General features: G+C 30.9%; 20 protein-coding genes. 8 read left to right on the plus strand and 12 right to left on the minus strand.

Annotated features, from left to right (window positions below):
* The 3 genes from ACVEGE_RS12825 to ACVEGE_RS12835 are packed head-to-tail and all read left to right on the plus strand — an operon-like array spanning position 1 to position 1,490.
* Positions 1–294, plus strand: a complete 294-nt coding sequence (locus ACVEGE_RS12825; protein ID WP_173855620.1) for a 2TM domain-containing protein — start codon at positions 1–3, stop codon at positions 292–294.
* A 33-nt stretch (positions 295–327) separates the two neighbouring features.
* Positions 328–681 (plus strand): 2TM domain-containing protein, encoded by a 354-nt coding sequence (locus tag ACVEGE_RS12830; RefSeq protein ID WP_173855621.1) that lies wholly within the window; start codon positions 328–330, stop codon positions 679–681.
* Between the two features lie 53 nt (positions 682–734).
* On the plus strand, positions 735–1,490 hold the full coding sequence (locus ACVEGE_RS12835; protein ID WP_173855622.1) for a LytR/AlgR family response regulator transcription factor: 756 nt from the start codon (positions 735–737) through the stop codon (positions 1,488–1,490).
* A gap of 119 nt (positions 1,491–1,609) precedes the next feature.
* On the opposite strand, the gene ACVEGE_RS12840 is transcribed toward ACVEGE_RS12835, so the two are convergent.
* The 6 genes from ACVEGE_RS12840 to ACVEGE_RS12865 form a co-directional block, all read right to left on the minus strand.
* Positions 1,610–1,792 (minus strand): CsbD family protein, encoded by a 183-nt coding sequence (locus tag ACVEGE_RS12840; RefSeq protein ID WP_173853147.1) that lies wholly within the window; start codon positions 1,790–1,792, stop codon positions 1,610–1,612.
* A gap of 208 nt (positions 1,793–2,000) precedes the next feature.
* Positions 2,001–2,786, minus strand: a complete 786-nt coding sequence (locus ACVEGE_RS12845) for a CDP-alcohol phosphatidyltransferase family protein (protein WP_173855623.1) — start codon at positions 2,784–2,786, stop codon at positions 2,001–2,003.
* 63 nt (positions 2,787–2,849) lie between these two features.
* Positions 2,850–3,872, minus strand: coding sequence for a COX15/CtaA family protein (locus tag ACVEGE_RS12850; RefSeq protein WP_192499828.1), 1,023 nt, complete (start codon positions 3,870–3,872; stop codon positions 2,850–2,852).
* 85 nt (positions 3,873–3,957) lie between these two features.
* The gene (locus tag ACVEGE_RS12855) at positions 3,958–5,391 is read right to left on the minus strand and encodes a CCA tRNA nucleotidyltransferase (RefSeq protein ID WP_192499827.1); all 1,434 of its coding nucleotides are present in this window, start codon (positions 5,389–5,391) and stop codon (positions 3,958–3,960) included.
* A 58-nt stretch (positions 5,392–5,449) separates the two neighbouring features.
* Positions 5,450–6,016, minus strand: coding sequence for an L-threonylcarbamoyladenylate synthase (locus ACVEGE_RS12860; protein WP_192499826.1), 567 nt, complete (start codon positions 6,014–6,016; stop codon positions 5,450–5,452).
* Between the two features lie 189 nt (positions 6,017–6,205).
* Entirely contained in the window at positions 6,206–7,285 is a 1,080-nt protein-coding gene (locus ACVEGE_RS12865; RefSeq protein WP_192499825.1) for a glycosyltransferase family 4 protein, read from the minus strand.
* Positions 7,286–7,470: 185 nt separating this feature from the next.
* On the opposite strand from ACVEGE_RS12865, the gene ACVEGE_RS12870 reads away from it, so the two are divergent.
* Positions 7,471–7,671, plus strand: coding sequence for a hypothetical protein (locus ACVEGE_RS12870; RefSeq protein WP_225738040.1), 201 nt, complete (start codon positions 7,471–7,473; stop codon positions 7,669–7,671).
* Between the two features lie 291 nt (positions 7,672–7,962).
* Positions 7,963–8,145 carry a hypothetical protein gene (locus ACVEGE_RS12875; protein WP_225738039.1) on the plus strand — a complete coding sequence of 61 codons (183 nt, stop codon included), beginning with the start codon at positions 7,963–7,965 and terminating at the stop codon, positions 8,143–8,145.
* 521 nt (positions 8,146–8,666) lie between these two features.
* Here ACVEGE_RS12875 and ACVEGE_RS12880 read toward each other — a convergent pair.
* From ACVEGE_RS12880 to ACVEGE_RS12890, 3 genes are all read right to left on the minus strand, one after another.
* On the minus strand, positions 8,667–10,259 hold the full coding sequence (locus ACVEGE_RS12880; RefSeq protein WP_192499824.1) for a capsule assembly Wzi family protein: 1,593 nt from the start codon (positions 10,257–10,259) through the stop codon (positions 8,667–8,669).
* A 198-nt stretch (positions 10,260–10,457) separates the two neighbouring features.
* Entirely contained in the window at positions 10,458–11,570 is a 1,113-nt protein-coding gene (locus tag ACVEGE_RS12885) for a glycosyltransferase family 4 protein (protein WP_173855629.1), read from the minus strand.
* A 3-nt stretch (positions 11,571–11,573) separates the two neighbouring features.
* On the minus strand, positions 11,574–12,491 hold the full coding sequence (locus ACVEGE_RS12890; protein WP_192499823.1) for a glycosyltransferase: 918 nt from the start codon (positions 12,489–12,491) through the stop codon (positions 11,574–11,576).
* Positions 12,492–12,701: 210 nt separating this feature from the next.
* On the opposite strand from ACVEGE_RS12890, the gene ACVEGE_RS12895 reads away from it, so the two are divergent.
* Complete coding sequence (locus tag ACVEGE_RS12895; protein WP_192499822.1) at positions 12,702–13,466, plus strand: lipopolysaccharide kinase InaA family protein; 765 nt, start codon at positions 12,702–12,704, stop codon at positions 13,464–13,466.
* A gap of 3 nt (positions 13,467–13,469) precedes the next feature.
* Here ACVEGE_RS12895 and ACVEGE_RS12900 read toward each other — a convergent pair whose 3' ends face one another.
* From ACVEGE_RS12900 to ACVEGE_RS12910, 3 genes are all read right to left on the minus strand, one after another.
* Complete coding sequence (locus tag ACVEGE_RS12900) at positions 13,470–14,243, minus strand: glycosyltransferase family 2 protein (RefSeq protein ID WP_192499821.1); 774 nt, start codon at positions 14,241–14,243, stop codon at positions 13,470–13,472.
* Entirely contained in the window at positions 14,236–15,306 is a 1,071-nt protein-coding gene (locus ACVEGE_RS12905) for a glycosyltransferase family 9 protein (protein WP_192499820.1), read from the minus strand. Before ACVEGE_RS12905 ends, ACVEGE_RS12900 begins: the two co-directional genes overlap by 8 nt.
* 65 nt (positions 15,307–15,371) lie before the next feature.
* On the minus strand, positions 15,372–16,187 hold the full coding sequence (locus ACVEGE_RS12910; RefSeq protein WP_173853138.1) for a 2,3,4,5-tetrahydropyridine-2,6-dicarboxylate N-succinyltransferase: 816 nt from the start codon (positions 16,185–16,187) through the stop codon (positions 15,372–15,374).
* Positions 16,188–16,601: 414 nt separating this feature from the next.
* Between ACVEGE_RS12910 and ruvX the strand changes: the two genes are divergently transcribed.
* Positions 16,602–17,018, plus strand: coding sequence for a Holliday junction resolvase RuvX (gene ruvX / locus ACVEGE_RS12915; protein WP_173853137.1), 417 nt, complete (start codon positions 16,602–16,604; stop codon positions 17,016–17,018).
* A 121-nt stretch (positions 17,019–17,139) separates the two neighbouring features.
* Positions 17,140–18,636 (plus strand): malate:quinone oxidoreductase, encoded by a 1,497-nt coding sequence (locus ACVEGE_RS12920; RefSeq protein WP_192499819.1) that lies wholly within the window; start codon positions 17,140–17,142, stop codon positions 18,634–18,636.
* Position 18,637 lies beyond the last annotated feature (1 nt).

The raw sequence follows: 18,637 nt of genomic DNA on the forward strand, positions 1-18,637 counted from the left end.
ATGGATAATAGAAACAAGAATGATGATCGCTATTATAAAGCTAAAGAGCGGGTCGATGAAATAAAAGGGTTTTATGGAAATTTGATTAGTTATGTAGTTTCAATTACGGTATTGATGATAATTAATTTGTTGACTTCACCAAGTTATTTATGGTTTTTCTGGCCAATGTTAGGTTGGGGTTTAGGGATTTTAATACATGGGGCTAAAGTTTTTAATTTACTGCCATTTTTTGGTAAGAAATGGGAAGAGCAAAAGATAAAGGAATTTATGGAAAAGGAAAAGCAACACGAGTAAAAAATAATTTTGTAATAATTTAAATCACATAAAATGGGACGATATAGACGGAGTAAGTACGATAATTACAGAGTGGATCAAAGCATCCCTGACAATCGCTACAATATGGCTTACAAAAGAATGAAGCGAATTAAAGGATTCTATATTCATTTATTAATTTATGTTCTGATAAACGGCTATCATTTTGCTTCTGTTTTAAACCGAAGTATTATTAGTGATGGAGTATTTTTGAGGTGGGAAACATGGAGTACGCTGTTTTTTTGGGGAATTGGATTAGCGGCACACGGTTTGTCTGTTTTTGGTCGTGATCTGTTTTTTGGTTCGAACTGGGAGCAAAAGAAAATTCAAGAATTTATGAACAAAGATACTGCTGCAAAGTGGGAGTAGTTTTTGTAAGAAAAAAAATTTACGCTAACCGCTAATTTATACATATTATCAAATTGAAAACATTAATAATCGAAGACGAAAAACCAGCAGCAAGATTGTTGCAACGCAAACTCGAAAAGTTACAAATAAAGGTCGATGTGATGTTGCATTCTGTGGAAGAAGCGATCGAGTGGTTTACTAAAAATGAACACCCAGATTTAATCTTTTTAGACATTCAATTATCAGACGGATTGTCCTTTGAGATTTTTGAAAAAGTTGACATAAAAAGTGCTGTTATTTTTACCACAGCTTATGACGAATTTGCACTGCGAGCATTCAAATTAAACAGTATCGACTATCTATTAAAACCAATTGATGAAGACGATCTGGAGCAAGCCGTTTTAAAATTTAAAGAACGCTTGCCACAAAAAGAAAAGTTGCAATTGGATTTTGACGAAATAAAAAAAATGCTTGGCAATCCATTTGAGAAAGAATTCAAAAAAAGATTTACGGTTAAAATAGGGCAGCACTTAAAAGTGATTTCGGTAGAGGAGGTCGAATGTTTTTATAGCGAAAATAAAGGAACTTATCTTCATGCTTTTGACAATAGAAATTATCTAGTGGATTCTACTTTAGAAATTTTAGAGCAAGAATTAGACCCAAAACATTTTTATAGAATCAGTCGGAAGTTTATAATTCCGATGAAAGCAATTAAGGAAATTATAGTGTTTAGTAATTCAAGATTAAAAGTTATTTTACCTTCTTATGTTAACGATGATGTAATTGTAAGTAGAGAAAAAGTAACGCATTTTAAAGACTGGTTAAGCTGATGAAAATGTTTATTCTTAGTGAAAAAAAAAGCGGTTTCAAAAAGGCTGGTTTTCTGTTTTCTTCTAAACAAAAAACGAGTATCTTATTGAAACCGTTTTTACTTTTACAATCATCTTATTTATTCAAATAAGGATTGAATTTCTTTTTTTGTCTTACCTAGTTTTTGTTGCAGTTTCCCCCACATTTCATCTTCTTTTCCTTCTTCAAATAGTAAGTCATCATCTGTTAGATCAGCATATTTTTGTTTTAGCTTCCCTTTCATCTCATTCCAGTTTCCTTTAATTTCTTCTGAATTTGGCATAACGTTTTAGTTTATATGATTAATAATGTTGTTATGGCAAAGTTGCGAATAAACACCGCTAAATGTGTTATGATATTTTCATAAATTGTTGTAAAATTGTATTTTAAAGGATTATCTAGGATATTAAGTAAAGGTTAAATCAATACTAGAGATTGTTTTGTTTAATGTATTGGTAATATGTATTTAATACATGTTGAATAGATTTTATCTATATTGACTTTTTTACTCTAAAAAGCGTTTTTCTAATGCTTATTAGAATAATAATAAAAACAGAGTATCCAATAAAAAATGAAGCAATGTAGTTTACTTTATTCATTGCTAACATAAGCGAAATGAGTAACAATTGAAACCCTAAGCCGTAGAGTGAAACAAAAGTCATAAACCAATTTGGGAATGTTTTTACCTTATAAGCATCACTGTCTAAAAGGTGAATAATTTTATCAAACCCTCCATAAACAACGGTGTATATTTGGAATAAAATATCAACAGATTTTTGACTTTCGTTACCTAAAGCTTTCGGAGATTTATATTCAAAGACCTTACTTGTTGTGTCTCCTCCCACTGATTTATTTCGTAAAATAACGTAGTAATAATTATATAAGGTTCCTTGTAATTGGATACAAAAAAAGGCTGCTAAAGTCATTAGAAAAGAGGTTTCTGAAATGTAACAAATAGCACTTAAAAAAAAGAAGTTTAAGATGATATCAAACACGCTGTCGAGATATCTTCCTGTGTAAGAAGGCGTGTTTTTAATTCGAGCAAGTTCACCATCTGCGGCATCAATACCCGACTTTAAAATAATGAAAAAGCCTGCTAAGTAATACTGGTTTTCTAATATGCAGTAGACCGCAATAAGACCAGAAAGGCCAAAAAGAAGCGTGACATGTATGGGAGTGAAGCGTGTGTTTTTTAAAAGATTTGCAAGCATTTTTCCAAATGATCTTCCGTAATCTGATAAGTCGAAGAAGCTATCCTGAGAAGCAAGTTTAGACATTTTTGTTTATAATGAACAAAGAAATGTGACAATGTAGTCGGTGGTAATTGTAGTGATGAATTGTTATTTTGACAACCTATGTAATGTATAAGTCATTGCTGATAAAAGGAAAAACGCATTGATTTGATGTGTTAGTCCTAACCATAATGGTACGCCATACAATAAGGTAAATACGCCTAGCACAAACTGTATAAAGACAAGAATTACAAGTAAGTTTACACCCGTAGATTGCCCTTTGTTTAAACTAAATTTGCGGCTTTTGTAATAGAGTAAAACCATTAAAGCAACTACAAAATAAGCTAATGTACGGTGAATAAATTGCACCCCGCTTTTGCCTTCAGTGAAACTCAAAAACAGGTTTTTTTGCTCTATGAAAATACTATCGTGCATGAATTGTCCGTCTCCCATTAATGGCCAATGATTGTGTATTAATCCTGCATTTAAACCTGCAACAAAACCACCATAGATGATTTGGATTAATAAAAAAACCAACGCATAACGAGCGATTTTTTGTAAGGTTTTAATTTTGTTATTTCGCTCTGGATAGATCAAATCTAAGGCCACCCAAAAGGTGTATGCAAAAGTTATGAAAGCAAAAGTAAGGTGTAATGCAAGTCTAAAATGGCTTACATCTGGATTATCAATCAAGCCACTTCTTACCATGAACCAGCCTAAAAATCCTTGAAAAGCCCCCATCCCTAAAAGAACAATACATTTGTTAATTGTGGGTCTGTCGAGTTTCTTTTTTATTAAAAAATAAATAAAAGGAATAAGAAATACCATTCCAATAATACGTCCTATAAAGCGGTGAAACCACTCCCAGAAGTAGATGAATTTATAATCAGAGAGTTGAAAATCATTGTGAATATTGATTTTTTGATACTCAGGAAACTTTTTATATTGATTAAAAGCTTGTTGCCACTTCGCATCAGTCAGCGGTGGAAAAGTATCGGTAACCAAGTGCCAATCGGTCATTGATAAGCCAGAATTTGTTAGTCTAGTGATTCCACCTACGGTAACCATTAAAAATAATAACACACAACCGGATAATAACCAGATTACTACAGATCTATTCTCTTTTTTCATTTTAAAATCAATTTTCTGAAATATAATTTATTTGATTTTTAATAAATCATTTACAAAGTTATCTCATTAGTGCTCAAGTACTGATTTAACAAGCGTTAATTTTTAAACCTAATTTGGCTGCTCTTTTTAACAAAAGTTGGTAAGCGGCTTCATATTCATTTGGAATTTCACCTTCAAGTATGGCTTCTTTAATAGCTTCCTTCAAGACTCCAATTTCGCGCGATGGTTGTAAATTAAAGAGTTCCATAATTTGTTCACCAGTAATTGGTGGCTGAAAATTACGTACTTGATCACGCTCTTCCACTTCAACGATTTTCTTTCGAACAATAACAAAGTTGTTATGGTATTTTTTGAATTTATTCGGATTTTTAGTGGTGATATCTGCTTCACAAAGTGTCATTAAATCTTCTACGTCTTCTCCTGCGTCAAAAACCAATCTGCGCACAGCTGAGTCTGTTACAGTATCTTGTGATAGAACAATTGGTCGTGAACTCATCATAACCATTTTTTGAACGAATTTCATTTTTTGATTTAAAGGCATGTGTAAACGCTCAAATATTTTTTTGACCATTTTACCACCAAGAAATTCATGTCCGTGAAAAGTCCAACCTTGTTTTTTATTGAATCTTTTGGTAGGTGCTTTTCCTATATCGTGCAATAAAGCTGACCAGCGCAACCATACATCATTAGTATTTGGACAAATGTTGTCTACTACTTCTAAGGTATGATAAAAGTTGTTTTTATGTGTTTGTCCTTCAATCTCTTCTACATTATTCAATGCTGTCAATTCGGGTAAAAGTATATCTAGCAGTCCTGTTTTATATAATAGTAGGAACCCAATCGAAGGTTTTTCGGTTGAAAGTATTTTGTTTAATTCATCTACGATGCGCTCTCCAGAAATAATTTTAATACGTTCAGCATTTTTTGTTATGGATGCCAATGAAGAAGCTTCAATTTCAAAATTCAATTGATTAGCAAAACGTATTGCTCGCATCATACGCAATGGGTCGTCAGAGTAGGTTACATCTGGTTGTAAAGGCGTTCTTAAAATCTTTTTTTCGATGTCTTTCAATCCTTCAAAAGGATCTAGTAAATCACCGTAATTTTTTGAATTTAATGATATCGCTAAAGCGTTTATAGTAAAATCACGGCGATCTTGATCGTCTTGCAGTGTTCCATTTTCGACAATAGGATTGCGGCTTTCAAATTGGTATGATTCTTTACGAGCACCCACAAATTCAATTTCGGTATCTTCAAAACGCAACATGGCGGTACCGTAGTTCTTAAAAACTTGTACTTTAGGCTTGTTAGGTATTAATTGAGATACTTTAAGTGCTAGTTCGATTCCGCTTCCTACAGCAACAATATCGATATCCTTTTTAAAGTCTCTTCCTAAGATTAAATCTCTAACAAAACCACCAATAACGTAACTGTCTACATTCAGTTCTTGTGATGCCTGAGATATGATTGGGAATATTTTATTGTGTAGTGCTTCTTTATATGAAGTTTTAATACTCATTTTTAAATGTTTGAAGTTTTAAGTTTAAAGTTGCTAAACTGAAAACTTAAACAAAATATTATTTGCGAATCACTTTTACCTGCGAATCGCGAGTTAGTTTAATTATGGTTGATGGTTTTCCAGCAATTTTATCGCGTTGCAAATTTACAACATAGTCCACACCTTTAATAATCTCAGGGTTAATTTCTTTAAAACTTTTTGGAGTTGCTTGCCCTGATATGTTTGCTGACGTAGAAACTAATGGTTTTTTCATACGCTCTAACAATTTGAAACAAAAAGGTTCTTTTATGATTCGTACACCCAGAGTTTTATCAGTTGCAATTAAATTTGTGGCAACATTTCTAGGATTGTCTAAAACTAAAGTAGTTGGATTTTCAGAAAAATCTAAAATTTGCCAAGCCACCTCAGGGATGTCTTTGAATACATTGTACATCATTTTTTCGCCGTTCATCAGTACAATCATACTTTGTGTTTCGGCTCTTTTTTTTAATTTATATATTTTGGCAACAGCCTCAGGGTTTGTTGCGTCACAGCCTATTCCCCAAACGGTATCAGTAGGGTAGAGTATGATTCCGCCATTTTTTATAATTTCGTAAGCATTTTGGATTTCTTGATTGAGGTCCATTTGTTTAATTTAATAATTTTTGCAAAGGTGTTTGTTTGTTTGTTAAAATTGTATGTTTAAATGTTAATTTAATATGAGTATACTTGTGTTAAAAGTGATATTGTAAGCTGCATGTTCATTAGGGCTAGTATAATGTATTTTAATAATTAAAATTGTTTGAATTTAAATCTAACTATGAATTTATTGAAATTAGATTTCTAAGCACTTATTATATATTTTGAGATATTTTTCAGCTGCTTTTTTCCAACAGAAGTTTGCTGCTCTAGTTTTCATATTAAATTCCATTTCAGTTTTATTATTATAAAAATGATTTAAACCATCAATTAATTTTTGTTTCATGTATTCAGAATCAAAATTATCCCAATAATAAGCGTGCTCTCCTCCAATTTCAGGTAATGATGTTTTGTTGCTAAGAAATACGGGTTTTCCAAAATGCATTGCTTCAATTGGAGGTAGTCCAAATCCCTCCCGTATAGAAGGGAATACAAAGGCGAGGCAGTTACTTAAGTAAAATTGCTTTCCTAATTCACTTACTTTTCCTGTTAGGTAAACTCGATCTTTTAGGTTGTTATCTTCTATGAATTGGGCAATATATGTACCATATTCTTTATTGTTATTTCCAGATATAATAAGGTTTAGATCATCAATATGTTTCATCATATTTATAATTGAAACATAATTTTTACGTTCTATAAAATCTCCAATTGTATATAGAAATGGTTTGTCAACAGGTATTTCAGGAGTGTATAATGAAGTATCGAGGTTTGTTGAGATAGGATTGCCATTATGAATTATATATTCAGGAACTTTAGGGACATCAAAGTATTGGTGAGTTTGGTTTTTTGCAAATTCAGATATATATGAGATTGCAGTAGATTTTTTTAATTTTTCAATAAAGGTAATGTTTTTTTTATGGTTCATGTCAGATGAAATTTCTTCAACAAAATTCACATCATGTATTGTAAGGAGGTATTTTGATTCAAACCTTGGTTCTATTTTAGAATTTTGATTAACAGAATGCCATAAATCATACTTTTTTAACGGTCTTAAATTTTTATAACGATGTGCGCCAATATATTGTTTGTATTTAAATTTATTACCGAATTCTGATTTCAATTCATAGGGATTTCCACTATTAAGATAAAGTTTTAAATCGTCGAATTGAATCTGATTTAAACCTTTTATTAATTCATAATTGAAAGTGCCAAAACCAGTAGTTCTGTTATTTATGTTATGGGTTTCTAAAAAAACACTTTTTTGATGAGTCATTATTATTATTAATATTTTGACGAAATTACAATATTAATTTGAACACTAAAAATGGTATGTGTATTTTTGTGCCTTCATTCCTAAAATTAAGGACGAGTAGAAGTGTTATATTTTTTATTTAACTGCTACGAGGCCTAACCTAACGTGAATGTCAATCTAAAATATTCTTAATATCAATTAAAATCATGTTCTCTAAATCGGTTCAAAATTCAAAGCAAATTCTTAATTGTATTAAGGAATTCAAATCTGATTTAGGTACTGTTTTTGGCAATGGCGATCGCAATATTATCAATCTGTTTAATCTAGACGGACAAAAGATAAATATCAAATCGTTCAAGATTCCTAATATTGTAAATAAAGTAGCTTACAAAAATTTTGAAAATTAAATGCGAAATATTCGTTTGAGTATGCTACGGTATTGTTGCAGAAAGGCATTGGAACACCACAGACACTGGCTTATTTTGAGAATTTCAATAAATTTAGTTTACTGGATAGCTATTATGTAAGTGAACTTTTGACTGTGACTTAACCTTTAGAGAATTAGTCTAAATTCCAAATTATCCTGATCAGGATGTTATTTTAAGACAATTTGTGAAGTTTACTTTTGACTTACATGAAAAATGAATTGAATTTTTAGAGTCATTCATCAGGAAATACATTGATAAAAAAAGAAGCCAATGAAAACTATAGTTTTTCTTTTATATTTAAACCGAATGAATATTCATGAAGTGATTGATTTTGATATGCGAATGAAAAATTTTAGTAAGCTTACTCCAAAAAATGAAATTTTTGCAATAATCAGTAGCGAGTACGCTAAGTATTATCACGAAAATGAAACGTTAATTTTTGAAAAAATGTAGTAAGCTACAACACAATTCCAAAAAGATTTTGCAAAAAAGCGAAGGCTAAAAAATAAATTGAAATTTTGGAAATCGTAATAATTTTTCTATCATCGTTGTAGAAGTGAAGATTCTGGTTTAGTTATTGATTAGGGAATGATGGTTTAAAGTATAAATTTTGTGTATAATGGAATAGTGCTTTATTTCATCATGTAATTAATTCAAAATAAATTTATAGTTAAATGAAAAAAAATCAAATGAAACGATATCTAAGTATTTATCAGAATAGCCAATGGTATTTATAATATTTAAATAAAATATAATTACAGAAGCGCGGATTGCTCATTGTTTACAATCAATTTATTATAGGAGATTTAATTATTTTTATAAATTGGTAAGTGTTTTGCAAAGAATATGTAGCTGTTTTTCATTAATGAAAATAGTTAAAGAAAAATATGATAGAATTGAAAATTATCTTAAGTATTTGAAAATACTTTATAAATAAAGATGGCCTCTTATAATTTTAACTGCAAAAAGCTATATTAAAAATGATATTGTAAGGTAACTTTAAGCTGCATGTTTAATTTGAAATTATTTTTTTGCCATTGATAGTTATCCATTAATGAGGTATTAAATTTAGCATTCACTCCTAAATTTCTATACCTACGATAGATGTAGGAATTTATATTGAAGTCAACCCATTTGTTACCATAGTCATCATAAACATCATAATAGAAATCTAAATTATGGGCAAAACGTTCTAATTGAATTCCCCACACTTTTTGTTTACTCCAAACGCTAAAATCTAAAGTTTGTGAATTGCTTCCAGGGCCTATACCGGCGCCAATTACCTGACTCATGTTAGTATATCCATTTCGTACAATACCATGCTGGTACCATGCTCCAGCAGGTCTGACAATACGATCTGCGCTTTGCTGTAATTGGGTGTTTTCGAAATTAAATTTTAAATAATTATCTTTATTAGAATTAAGAATGAAAATTTTACTAAAACCAAACAAAAAAGCTCTTGAATGTGAAGGAGATTCAAATAAATCTAAAATATCTTGTGAATGATCGTTCCATCCATTTTCAAAATAAAATTCAGTTTTAGATTCTTTAAAGAACCATCTAATAAATAATGAAGCAACTTGATCGCGATCTTTAGCATCCTCCTCTTTTAATTTATCTTTTTGAAAAGGGGTAATTACTGGAAAATAATCTGAGAAACCGCTACCTAAAGAATTGTTGTATATTTGAAAAACTCTATTCAAACCCAAAAACAAACCAGGGACCCATTTTGGGTGGTAATTTATTGAAAGACCTGATAGATATCGCCATTGTTGTTCTTTTGGAAGTTTGTAATCCTTGCCATCAACAATGTAGTCTGCATCAGGACTATCAAAACCAGAATTTTTTAACTTCCCAGATATAAGTTGAGCTTCAAAACTACCTAAAAATGTTTTAATAGGCTCTCTAGTATTTATTGTAAAATGTAAAAAGCCTGGAGCATTATTACTCATTATGAGAGAATTTCTATTTCCAGGTCCCCACCAAAGATTTTCGGTTGATATACCCATTGATATTTTTTTTATGTCAAGGCGGATGCTACTTTGACCCCAATTTAGCTGATGATATTTTTGATCACCTAATCTTTCAGGTAAGTCTGTAGTATTAAGATAACTGATTCGGCCTATTCTTACGTTGTTGGTTTCGGTTAATGGAAATGTTTCAAAATCAGGATTTGCAGCATATACATATTCTGGTTTTATTTGAATCTTTAATGGGCCATAATTGGCATATAATCCTGCAGTCAAAAGTGTTTGGTAGCCTTTTGCAGGTACCATCGACCCATCGTTCCATCCTGAAGGTGCAGATGTGTTGTATTGTTGAGTGAGGCTTATTGGAAGAATTTGAAGATTAACTTTATCTTTCCTTAGGTTATTTTGATAGTTGTTAATTAGACTCTGTGGTAAAGGACGTAGAGTAAAGGATACTAAGGAATCTAGTCTCCCTAGTAATTGTTCATTACGAGATCTTTCTTCCATAAAATCGATTGAACCTACAGCTATGTTTTGTGCCTTTATTTTAATACTAATAATAATAAAAACAATAATAATCCAAAACTTCATGTTCATACCTATCTTATGTTTAGAAGGACTATTCTAATGTCCAATTTTATAAGTGGCAAATTTAACTTTATTTGTTAATAATAGAGAAGAAAAAGGTTTAAAGATTTAAAAAAAAAATAGACTAAATTTTTTTAAATCTTGTTAAATTTAATGATAGTTATTTAAATGATTCTAAATATTTTGATAGCAATAGATGTTTTATTATTAAATGTTTATATCAATATTGTTTATATATTGTTCTAATGTTTTTTCAGCCATAATTTTAGTAGTGTATTGGCTAAGTAGTTTTTTATAAGAAGCGGATGTGAATTTAGATACAATATCTGGATTGTTTAACAAGTAACTTATTTGCTTAGCTAAATCTTTAGGATCATGTTTAGGAGATAATAGACCATTAATGTTATGTTCAATTATCTCAGGTATACCTCCAACATTAGTACTTATAACGGGTTTTTTATGATAAAAACTCTCAAAAATTACTTGAGGAATTCCTTCGCTTTGGGATGTTACAAGTAAAGCGTCAAATTGCGGAATAAAATTAGAAGCATTTGGCGTATAGCCTAGAAAAATAATATGGTTCTCTAATTTATATTTCTTAACATTTGCTAATAATTCAGGTGTTCTATCTGTAAAATTCCCAATTTGGATGAAAATCAAGTCTTTTCTTTTTTCTTTATTTATAATTATATTTACAGTCTCAATAAGTGTCTCAAAATTCTTAGCCCGAATATGATTTCCTATAATTCCTATTATTTTTTTTGACGGATCTATCACAAATTTTTCTCTTAATTGATAAGGCGTCTCGGTACTTTTATATTTTAAATTTGTTCCGTGATAAATAGTGGTAAGTTTGTCTTTGTCAGTGATCGACTCTTGAGTAACTCTTTTAGTTTCATTTGATACGCATAAGTATTTTTTTATTTTTGAATAATTGTACTTATATAATGTGGTTTTTTTCTTTTTTATAGGAAAAGAGGTTTTTTTGCTAAAAATAAAAGGAGGTAAGTTGTAGAACTTGTCTGCAATAATACATAAAGCAATTGCTGAAGGATCATGAATATGGATCATGTCAACTTTGTTTTCTTTACATATTTTAATGATTTTTCTGGAGAACCTAAAATCTAAATTGAACGCTAATGGAGCAGTTTCAAATTGTAGGTCAGTTTTTGATAAACGACTGTGGAAAAGACCATTTTTAACACATAAAATAATGTTTGTGACTTCTGGATGTGTGTTTTTTAATTCAAAACAAAGGTTTTCAATATGATTTTCTCCGCCACCCCAATTTTTTACTGCGGATACGTGTAGTATAGTCATTGCTTATTTATTTTGGATGTGTTTAATTGATTGTGAAGTAGAAATTCCTTTTAGTAATAATGATAAGTAAGCTCTATTTTTTTTATTAAAAGGACTTTTGATTAGAAAAAGAGCTAACGAAATAATATAAAAAATGATGTATTTTAAAGAACCAAGATTTTTTTGAATTGCGTAAAATTGAGAAATTTTTAATTCATTTTTCATTTTTTGTGAAGACCCGCTACTTCGTCCTTTTAGATGGATATACTGAGTGAGGGGTAATAAAAAAATATTTTTTTTTAAATATTTTTTTATTCTAAAAGCCAAGTCTTTTTCTTCGTAATATAAAAATATATTTGTATCAAAACCGCCTACTAAGTCAAAGTCATTAGCTACACAAGTAAAGAGCGATCCAACTACAGAATCAACTTGTAATGGTTCTGTTGCGCTTACCATTCTCGAAGGATACTTCTTTTTATTAAGAAATTGAAGTGTTGAATTACTAAAAAGTTCATTAGTTAAACTTAATTCATAGTCAAATGCTTTAAATTTCTCGTTTTTTTCAGTTACTGCTTGACATCCTACTATACTTGTATTTTTATTTTTTTTAAGAAATTCAATCATTTCTAAAGGGGAGTTGTTTTTTAATAGTACATCGCTATTCATGAAAATATAATATTCACCAATCGCATATTGAACTCCAAGCATGTTTCCTCCGCCAAATCCTAAGTTGAATTTACTCTTTATTAATTGAATGTTATCAAGATTTAAATTCTCTACACCTCGCTTTAGTTCGTAATAATCAACTTCATTACTTGCATTATCAATTAGTATGATTTCGAAGTTTTTAATGTTTTGAATATTTATCTTTATAGACTCTAGTGCTTGTAAAGTTATTTTTGCAGTGTTGTAATTTATTATTATAATTGATCCAATAATCATGGTTTCTTTTTAAATTAAGTAGATGTATCAAATCGATAATTGCCTTTACAAAAGTATAATAATTTTTGTGCGTATCGTTTTAAAGGCAAACAAATATAAGACATTTAAATAATTTTTTATCTTTGAAAAAAAACTATAAGTTAAAATTATTAGTTTTATTGAATTAGATATTCTTAATTTTCAGTAGATACTGTTAAAAAATAAATTATAATGTTACAAATATTTAATATAGACTTCAATTTTATTAAAAATGAAGTTGTTTGCTATGTGAAAAACTTCAACTCTGAAGGTTCTATCTTTGGCAATGGTGATAGAAATGTAATTAAACTTTTTGAATTGGAAGGAAAAATAATTAATATAAAGTCCTTCAAAATCCCTAATTTAATTAATAAAATTGCCTACAAATATTTTAGAAAGTCGAAGGCCAAACGTTCTTTTGAATATGCGACCATTTTACTAAAAAAAGGAATTGGAACACCACAGCCTATAGCCTATTTTGAGAATTTTAATAGTTTGGGTTTACGTGATAGTTATTATGTTAGCGAACATCTAGAAGCTAATCTTACCTTTAGGGAACTAGTAGAAGTGCCCGATTTTCCAGATCATGATGTTATTTTAAGACAATTTGTGAAATTTACTTTTGACTTACATGAAAAAGGAATTGAATTTTTAGACCATTCACCAGGAAATACATTGATAAAAAAAGAAGCCAATGGAAACTATAGTTTTTATCTTGTAGATTTAAACCGAATGAATTTTCATGAAGTGATGGATTTTGATAGGCGAATGAAAAATTTTAGGCGACTTACTCCAAAAAAAGAGATGATTGCTGTCATGAGTAATGAGTACGCTAAGTATTATCAAGAAAGCGAACCCCTAATTTTTGAAAAAATGTGGCAAGCTACAACACAATTCCAAGAAGATTTTGCAAAAAAACGAAGACTAAAAAAGAAATTGAAATTTTGGAAATCGTAATAATTATTTTTTTATCATTTTTAACTCTTGAAAACGGATCCAAACACTTAGTGCGTTTAAGTAGCATATAGTTAAACCTTTCTTGCCATCTAAAATTCCTAATCTAAAGAAATAGTTATTGAAAAACTGAAAAACAGGTCGCAGATAATAATGAAAAAAGAAAGGTTTCGTACCTTTATTATACTCTTCTATCGCTTTTAATTTTCCGTAACGAATCATTTTTGCCTTATAGGAGTTGTAGTCTTTATAAGTGTAATGAGTGAGTTTGTTTTTTAATTTTCCTATAGCGCCTTTGATAATTAGTTTTTCATGAACTGTTTTTTCAGGATTGTAATAGCTGTCTTTTTTCTTAAAAAGACGAATACTTTTATCAGTCTGCCATCCACTAAAATGAAGTTTATTGTTTTCAAACATAAAAGTTCTATAACAATAATAGCCCCTATAAGTAGTTTTACGATATGTTATTTCTTTAATTTCATTTATTAATTGATCACTCAATCTTTCATCAGCATCTAAAAATAGAATCCATTTGTTTTTGGCTTGACTAATAGCAAAATTGCGCTGTGCAGCATAATTCTCGAAAGGATGCTGCAAGACTTTTACTTGGGGATAATTCTTTGCAATTTTAAAAGTAGCATCAGTACTATAAGAGTCCACTACAATTATTTCATCAGCAAAAGAGAGTGTTTCTAGCAATTCGCTGATGTTTTGTTCTTCATTATAAGTAATAATTAGAATACTTAAGTTAGGAATAATAGCAGCTTTAGAATTAGTCATTAGAGAGATTATTAGATAAAAAAGTTTCTAGTTTGCTTTTAAACAATTTAGGCTGGAATTCTTTATATAGTTTTAATGCGTCTTTTTTAAGTTCTTTTTCTGTTTTAGCAACAAAAAGTTCTTTTTTATAATCTTCTAGATGTACTGATAAATGATGAATACCATCTTCAAAAGTGGCCCAGATTTTTTTCTCAATCCAAGGGGAAAAAATAATAAAAGAGGGTTTTTGCAATGCTTTGGCCATATTAATTGCACCACCATCATTGCCTATAATAATATCGCATTGGTTCATAATAGCAATATAGCCACGGAGGTCACTGGCCAATAAATCAAAATAAATCTTCTTTTGAGTACTAGTTTTAGTAGCTTCAAAGATGATTTTAGCATCACTAATTTGCTTTGGAAAATAATTAAAAAGAATATTTACATTATGACTATCTGCAATAATATCAATTACTTTAGCCATATAATTCAGCGGATATGTTTTTAATTTTTCACTTCCTATTAAACTAATCATTACTGTTCTTCGATCAGGATCTACTTGGTGATTTTTTAGTAAGGACTGCGCCGTTTCATTTTCTTCTGAAGTAACATATAACTGGGGTAGAGGATCAATTTTAATCTTTAAATTAAGAGGCTCCAATAAAGAAAGTCTTCTTTCTATCGCTAAGCCTAAATCCGATCTTGGAAAATCTTCAAATGGAACATTATCAGTATATAAAAATGTACGGCCTATTTTTTTATATGATATTTTTCTTTTGGCACCACTCAAGGCAGTAATGATCCAACTTTCTAGTTTAGAATACGCATCAATTAATAAGTCATATTTTTCGGCTCTAATTGTTAATGCTAAATTGATAAGCTCTTTTTTGTTTTTACGGTGTTTTTCTTGAAAAACAATTACATTACTAATGCTTTTATTGCCTTCAAGAACGGGTTTTGTACTTTCGTAAACGAGATAATCAATTTGTGCATCTGGATAAGCAAGACGTAAATTATTACATATAATACTGCTTACCAGTACATCGCCAATCATTTTTTGTTGTATAACTAATATCTTCATAACATAAAAAAACCTCCCTGTTTAAGGGAGGAATATACAATAATATATTTTATAATATCAATAAATTACACCGCAACGTTATATTCACGTAAAGCATCATTTAATGATGTTTTTAAATCTGTCGATGCTTTTCTTTGTCCGATGATCAAAGCGCAAGGCACTTGAAATTCACCTGCAGCAAACTTTTTAGTATAACTACCTGGAATAACAACAGAACGAGCTGGAACGAAGCCTTTCATTTCAACTGGTTCGTCTCCTGTAACATCAATAATTTTTGTAGAGGCTGTCAAACAAACATTAGCACCAAGTACCGCTTCTTTCCCTACATGAACTCCCTCAACCACAATACAACGCGAACCTATAAATGCACCGTCCTCAATAATAACTGGAGCCGCTTGCAATGGTTCTAATACACCACCAATACCTACACCACCACTTAAGTGAACGTTTTTACCTATTTGAGCACAACTTCCTACGGTTGCCCATGTATCCACCATTGTTCCTTCATCAACATAAGCACCTATGTTTACATAACTAGGCATCAAGATAACACCACTGGAGATGTAAGCACCGTAACGCGCCACAGCATTAGGGACAACTCTAATTCCTTTTTCAGCATAACCCGTTTTTAGTAACATTTTATCGTGGTATTCAAAAATACCCGACTCCCAAGTTTCCATTTTCTGGATAGGGAAATACATTACTACCGCTTTCTTTACCCATTCATTCACCTGCCAAGCATCTCCTTTAGGTTCTGCAACACGTAATTTTCCTGTGTCAACTAATTCAATTACTTCTCTAATTGCCTTTGTTGTAGTTTCTTCTTGTAACAAAGCTCTGTTTTCCCAGGCTTTCTCTATAATTATCTGTAATGACTCCATGTTTGAATATTTTTAGCAAATATAATTCGATTTTTTATAAAAGGGAAGTCTTTTCTTAATAGTAACATATTTGTTTTTATTGTTTCAGAATCAACATTAGCTATCTCATTTGTATTTGGGCGTATCAGTAGTAAAAAAGGCAAGAAATAGTTGGTTACCTATTAACGATATAGTGCTGCCTTTTTTACTACTGTCGGGCTATTCGCTACAAGTCCTCAGCGAGTGAAGCTATCGCATCACCCGCTTGTGGGCTTTTCTCTGCTATCCCTTACGCAGAATAGTACTGCTATCATTCTCTAATCTATTTATAAAAAACGAACTGTAATGTTAATGAAAGTAAATCAACTGTAGATAATTGGTTCAACATTATTTTAAAAGCATATTCCTGTATCTTTGCAATCTTAAAACCTCATTATGCCTAGAATACTTTCTATTGACTATGGACAAAAACGTACCGGAATTGCTGTAACTGATGAAATGCAAATTATTGCCTCAGGATTAACTACAATTCCTAGCGCAACAGCAATCGCTTTCTTAAAGGACTATTTTACCAAAGAAAAAGTAGAAGCAGTCTTAATTGGGGAGCCCAAACAAATGAATGGGCAACCGTCAGAGAGCGCTTCTATGATAAAAGGTTTTGTAACCCATTTCACTAATCATTTTCCAGAGATGAAAGTCATTAGGGTTGATGAGCGTTTTACTTCTAAAATGGCATTTCAATCCATGATTGACACTAAATTGAGTAAGAAACACCGTCAAAATAAGGCATTAATTGACGAAATATCGGCAACAATTATGCTTCAGGATTATTTATCGAGTAAAAGATTTTAAGCTGTCAGAATGAACGAAATATAAAAAATATAATGTTTTCTTAATTTGTAACTTTTCTACCTCAATTTATACTTTTTTTTGCAATTATAAAAAGTATCTTTGTGTTTTAAATTTTTTTGCTATGCCTGATACAACAATTCGATCAAATACTGAAGTAGTTCTTATAGGAGCTGGAATTATGAGTGCCACTCTTGGTTTAATTCTAAAAGAACTACAACCTGATATTAAAATAGAGATTTTTGAAAGATTAGATATTGCAGCTGCTGAAAGTTCTGACGCATGGAATAATGCTGGAACTGGTCACTCTGCTTTTTGTGAACTGAATTATACTCCTGAAAAAGAAGACGGAAGTATTGATCCTAAAAAAGCGATCAGTATTGCAGAATCGTTTGAAGTTTCAAGGCAATTTTGGGCATATTTAGTAGAACAAAACAAAGTGCCCTCACCTGAGAATTTTATAAAAAGTATTCCGCACATGAGTTTTGTGTGGGGAAAAGAAAATGTAGCCTTCCTAAAAACAAGATTTGAAGCCTTACAGCCTAATCAACTTTTTAAAGAAATGCTTTTTACTACTGATTTTTCTCAAATGCAACAATGGATGCCTCTTGTTATGGAAGGTAGAGATCGATCTGAAGAAATGGCAGCTACGCACATGCGCATGGGTACTGATGTCAATTTTGGAGAATTAACAAGAAGTATTTTTAATTACTTAGGAACTCTTGATGGAGTTAAGATCCATTACCACCATGAAGTTGATAAATTAAAGCAACGTGATGGCAAAACGTGGAGAATAAAAGTCACTGATTTGGCTACAGGTCAAAAAAGGAAAGTATATACAAAGTTTGTTTTTATTGGTGCTGGTGGAGGTTCTTTACCCTTATTAGAAAAAGCAGATGTTCCTGAAGGTGACGGTTACGGTGGTTTTCCAGTTAGTGGACAATGGTTAAAATGTACCAATCCTGAAGTTATTAAAAAACACGCCGCAAAAGTATATGGTAAAGCTAGTGTAGGTTCGCCTCCTATGTCTGTACCACACATTGATTCTAGAATGATTAATGGCGAAGAGCAATTGTTATTTGGTCCGTTTGCTGGTTTTTCTACACGTTTCTTAAAAAATGGTTCGTACTCTGATTTGCCTTTGTCAATCACTACAGATAATATTTGGCCAATGATTTCTGCGGGAATTAAAAACATTCCGTTAACCAAATATTTGATTGACCAAGTACGTCAATCTATGGAAGACAGAATGGATGCGTTACGAGAGTATGTACCAAATGCAAAATCAGAAGACTGGGTTATTGAGCGCGCAGGACAACGTGTACAAGTAATCAAGAAAGATGAAAAAGAAGGCGGAATATTAGAGTTTGGAACAGAGGTTATTACCACTGCAGATGGTTCTCTTGCTGTTTTACTAGGAGCGTCTCCAGGGGCTTCTACAGCAGTCTCCATTATGGTTGATTTAGTAGAAAGATGCTTTAAAGAACAAGCAGCTTCTCCTGAGTGGAAAGCTAAGTTTAAAGAAATGATTCCTTCCTACGGTCAAACTTTGAATGACAAACCAGAACTTTCGAACGAAATAAGAAAACATACTTCAACAATTTTAAAGTTGAAAGATTAAT

The sequence above is a fragment of the Flavobacterium sp. PL002 genome (assembly GCF_054165825.1).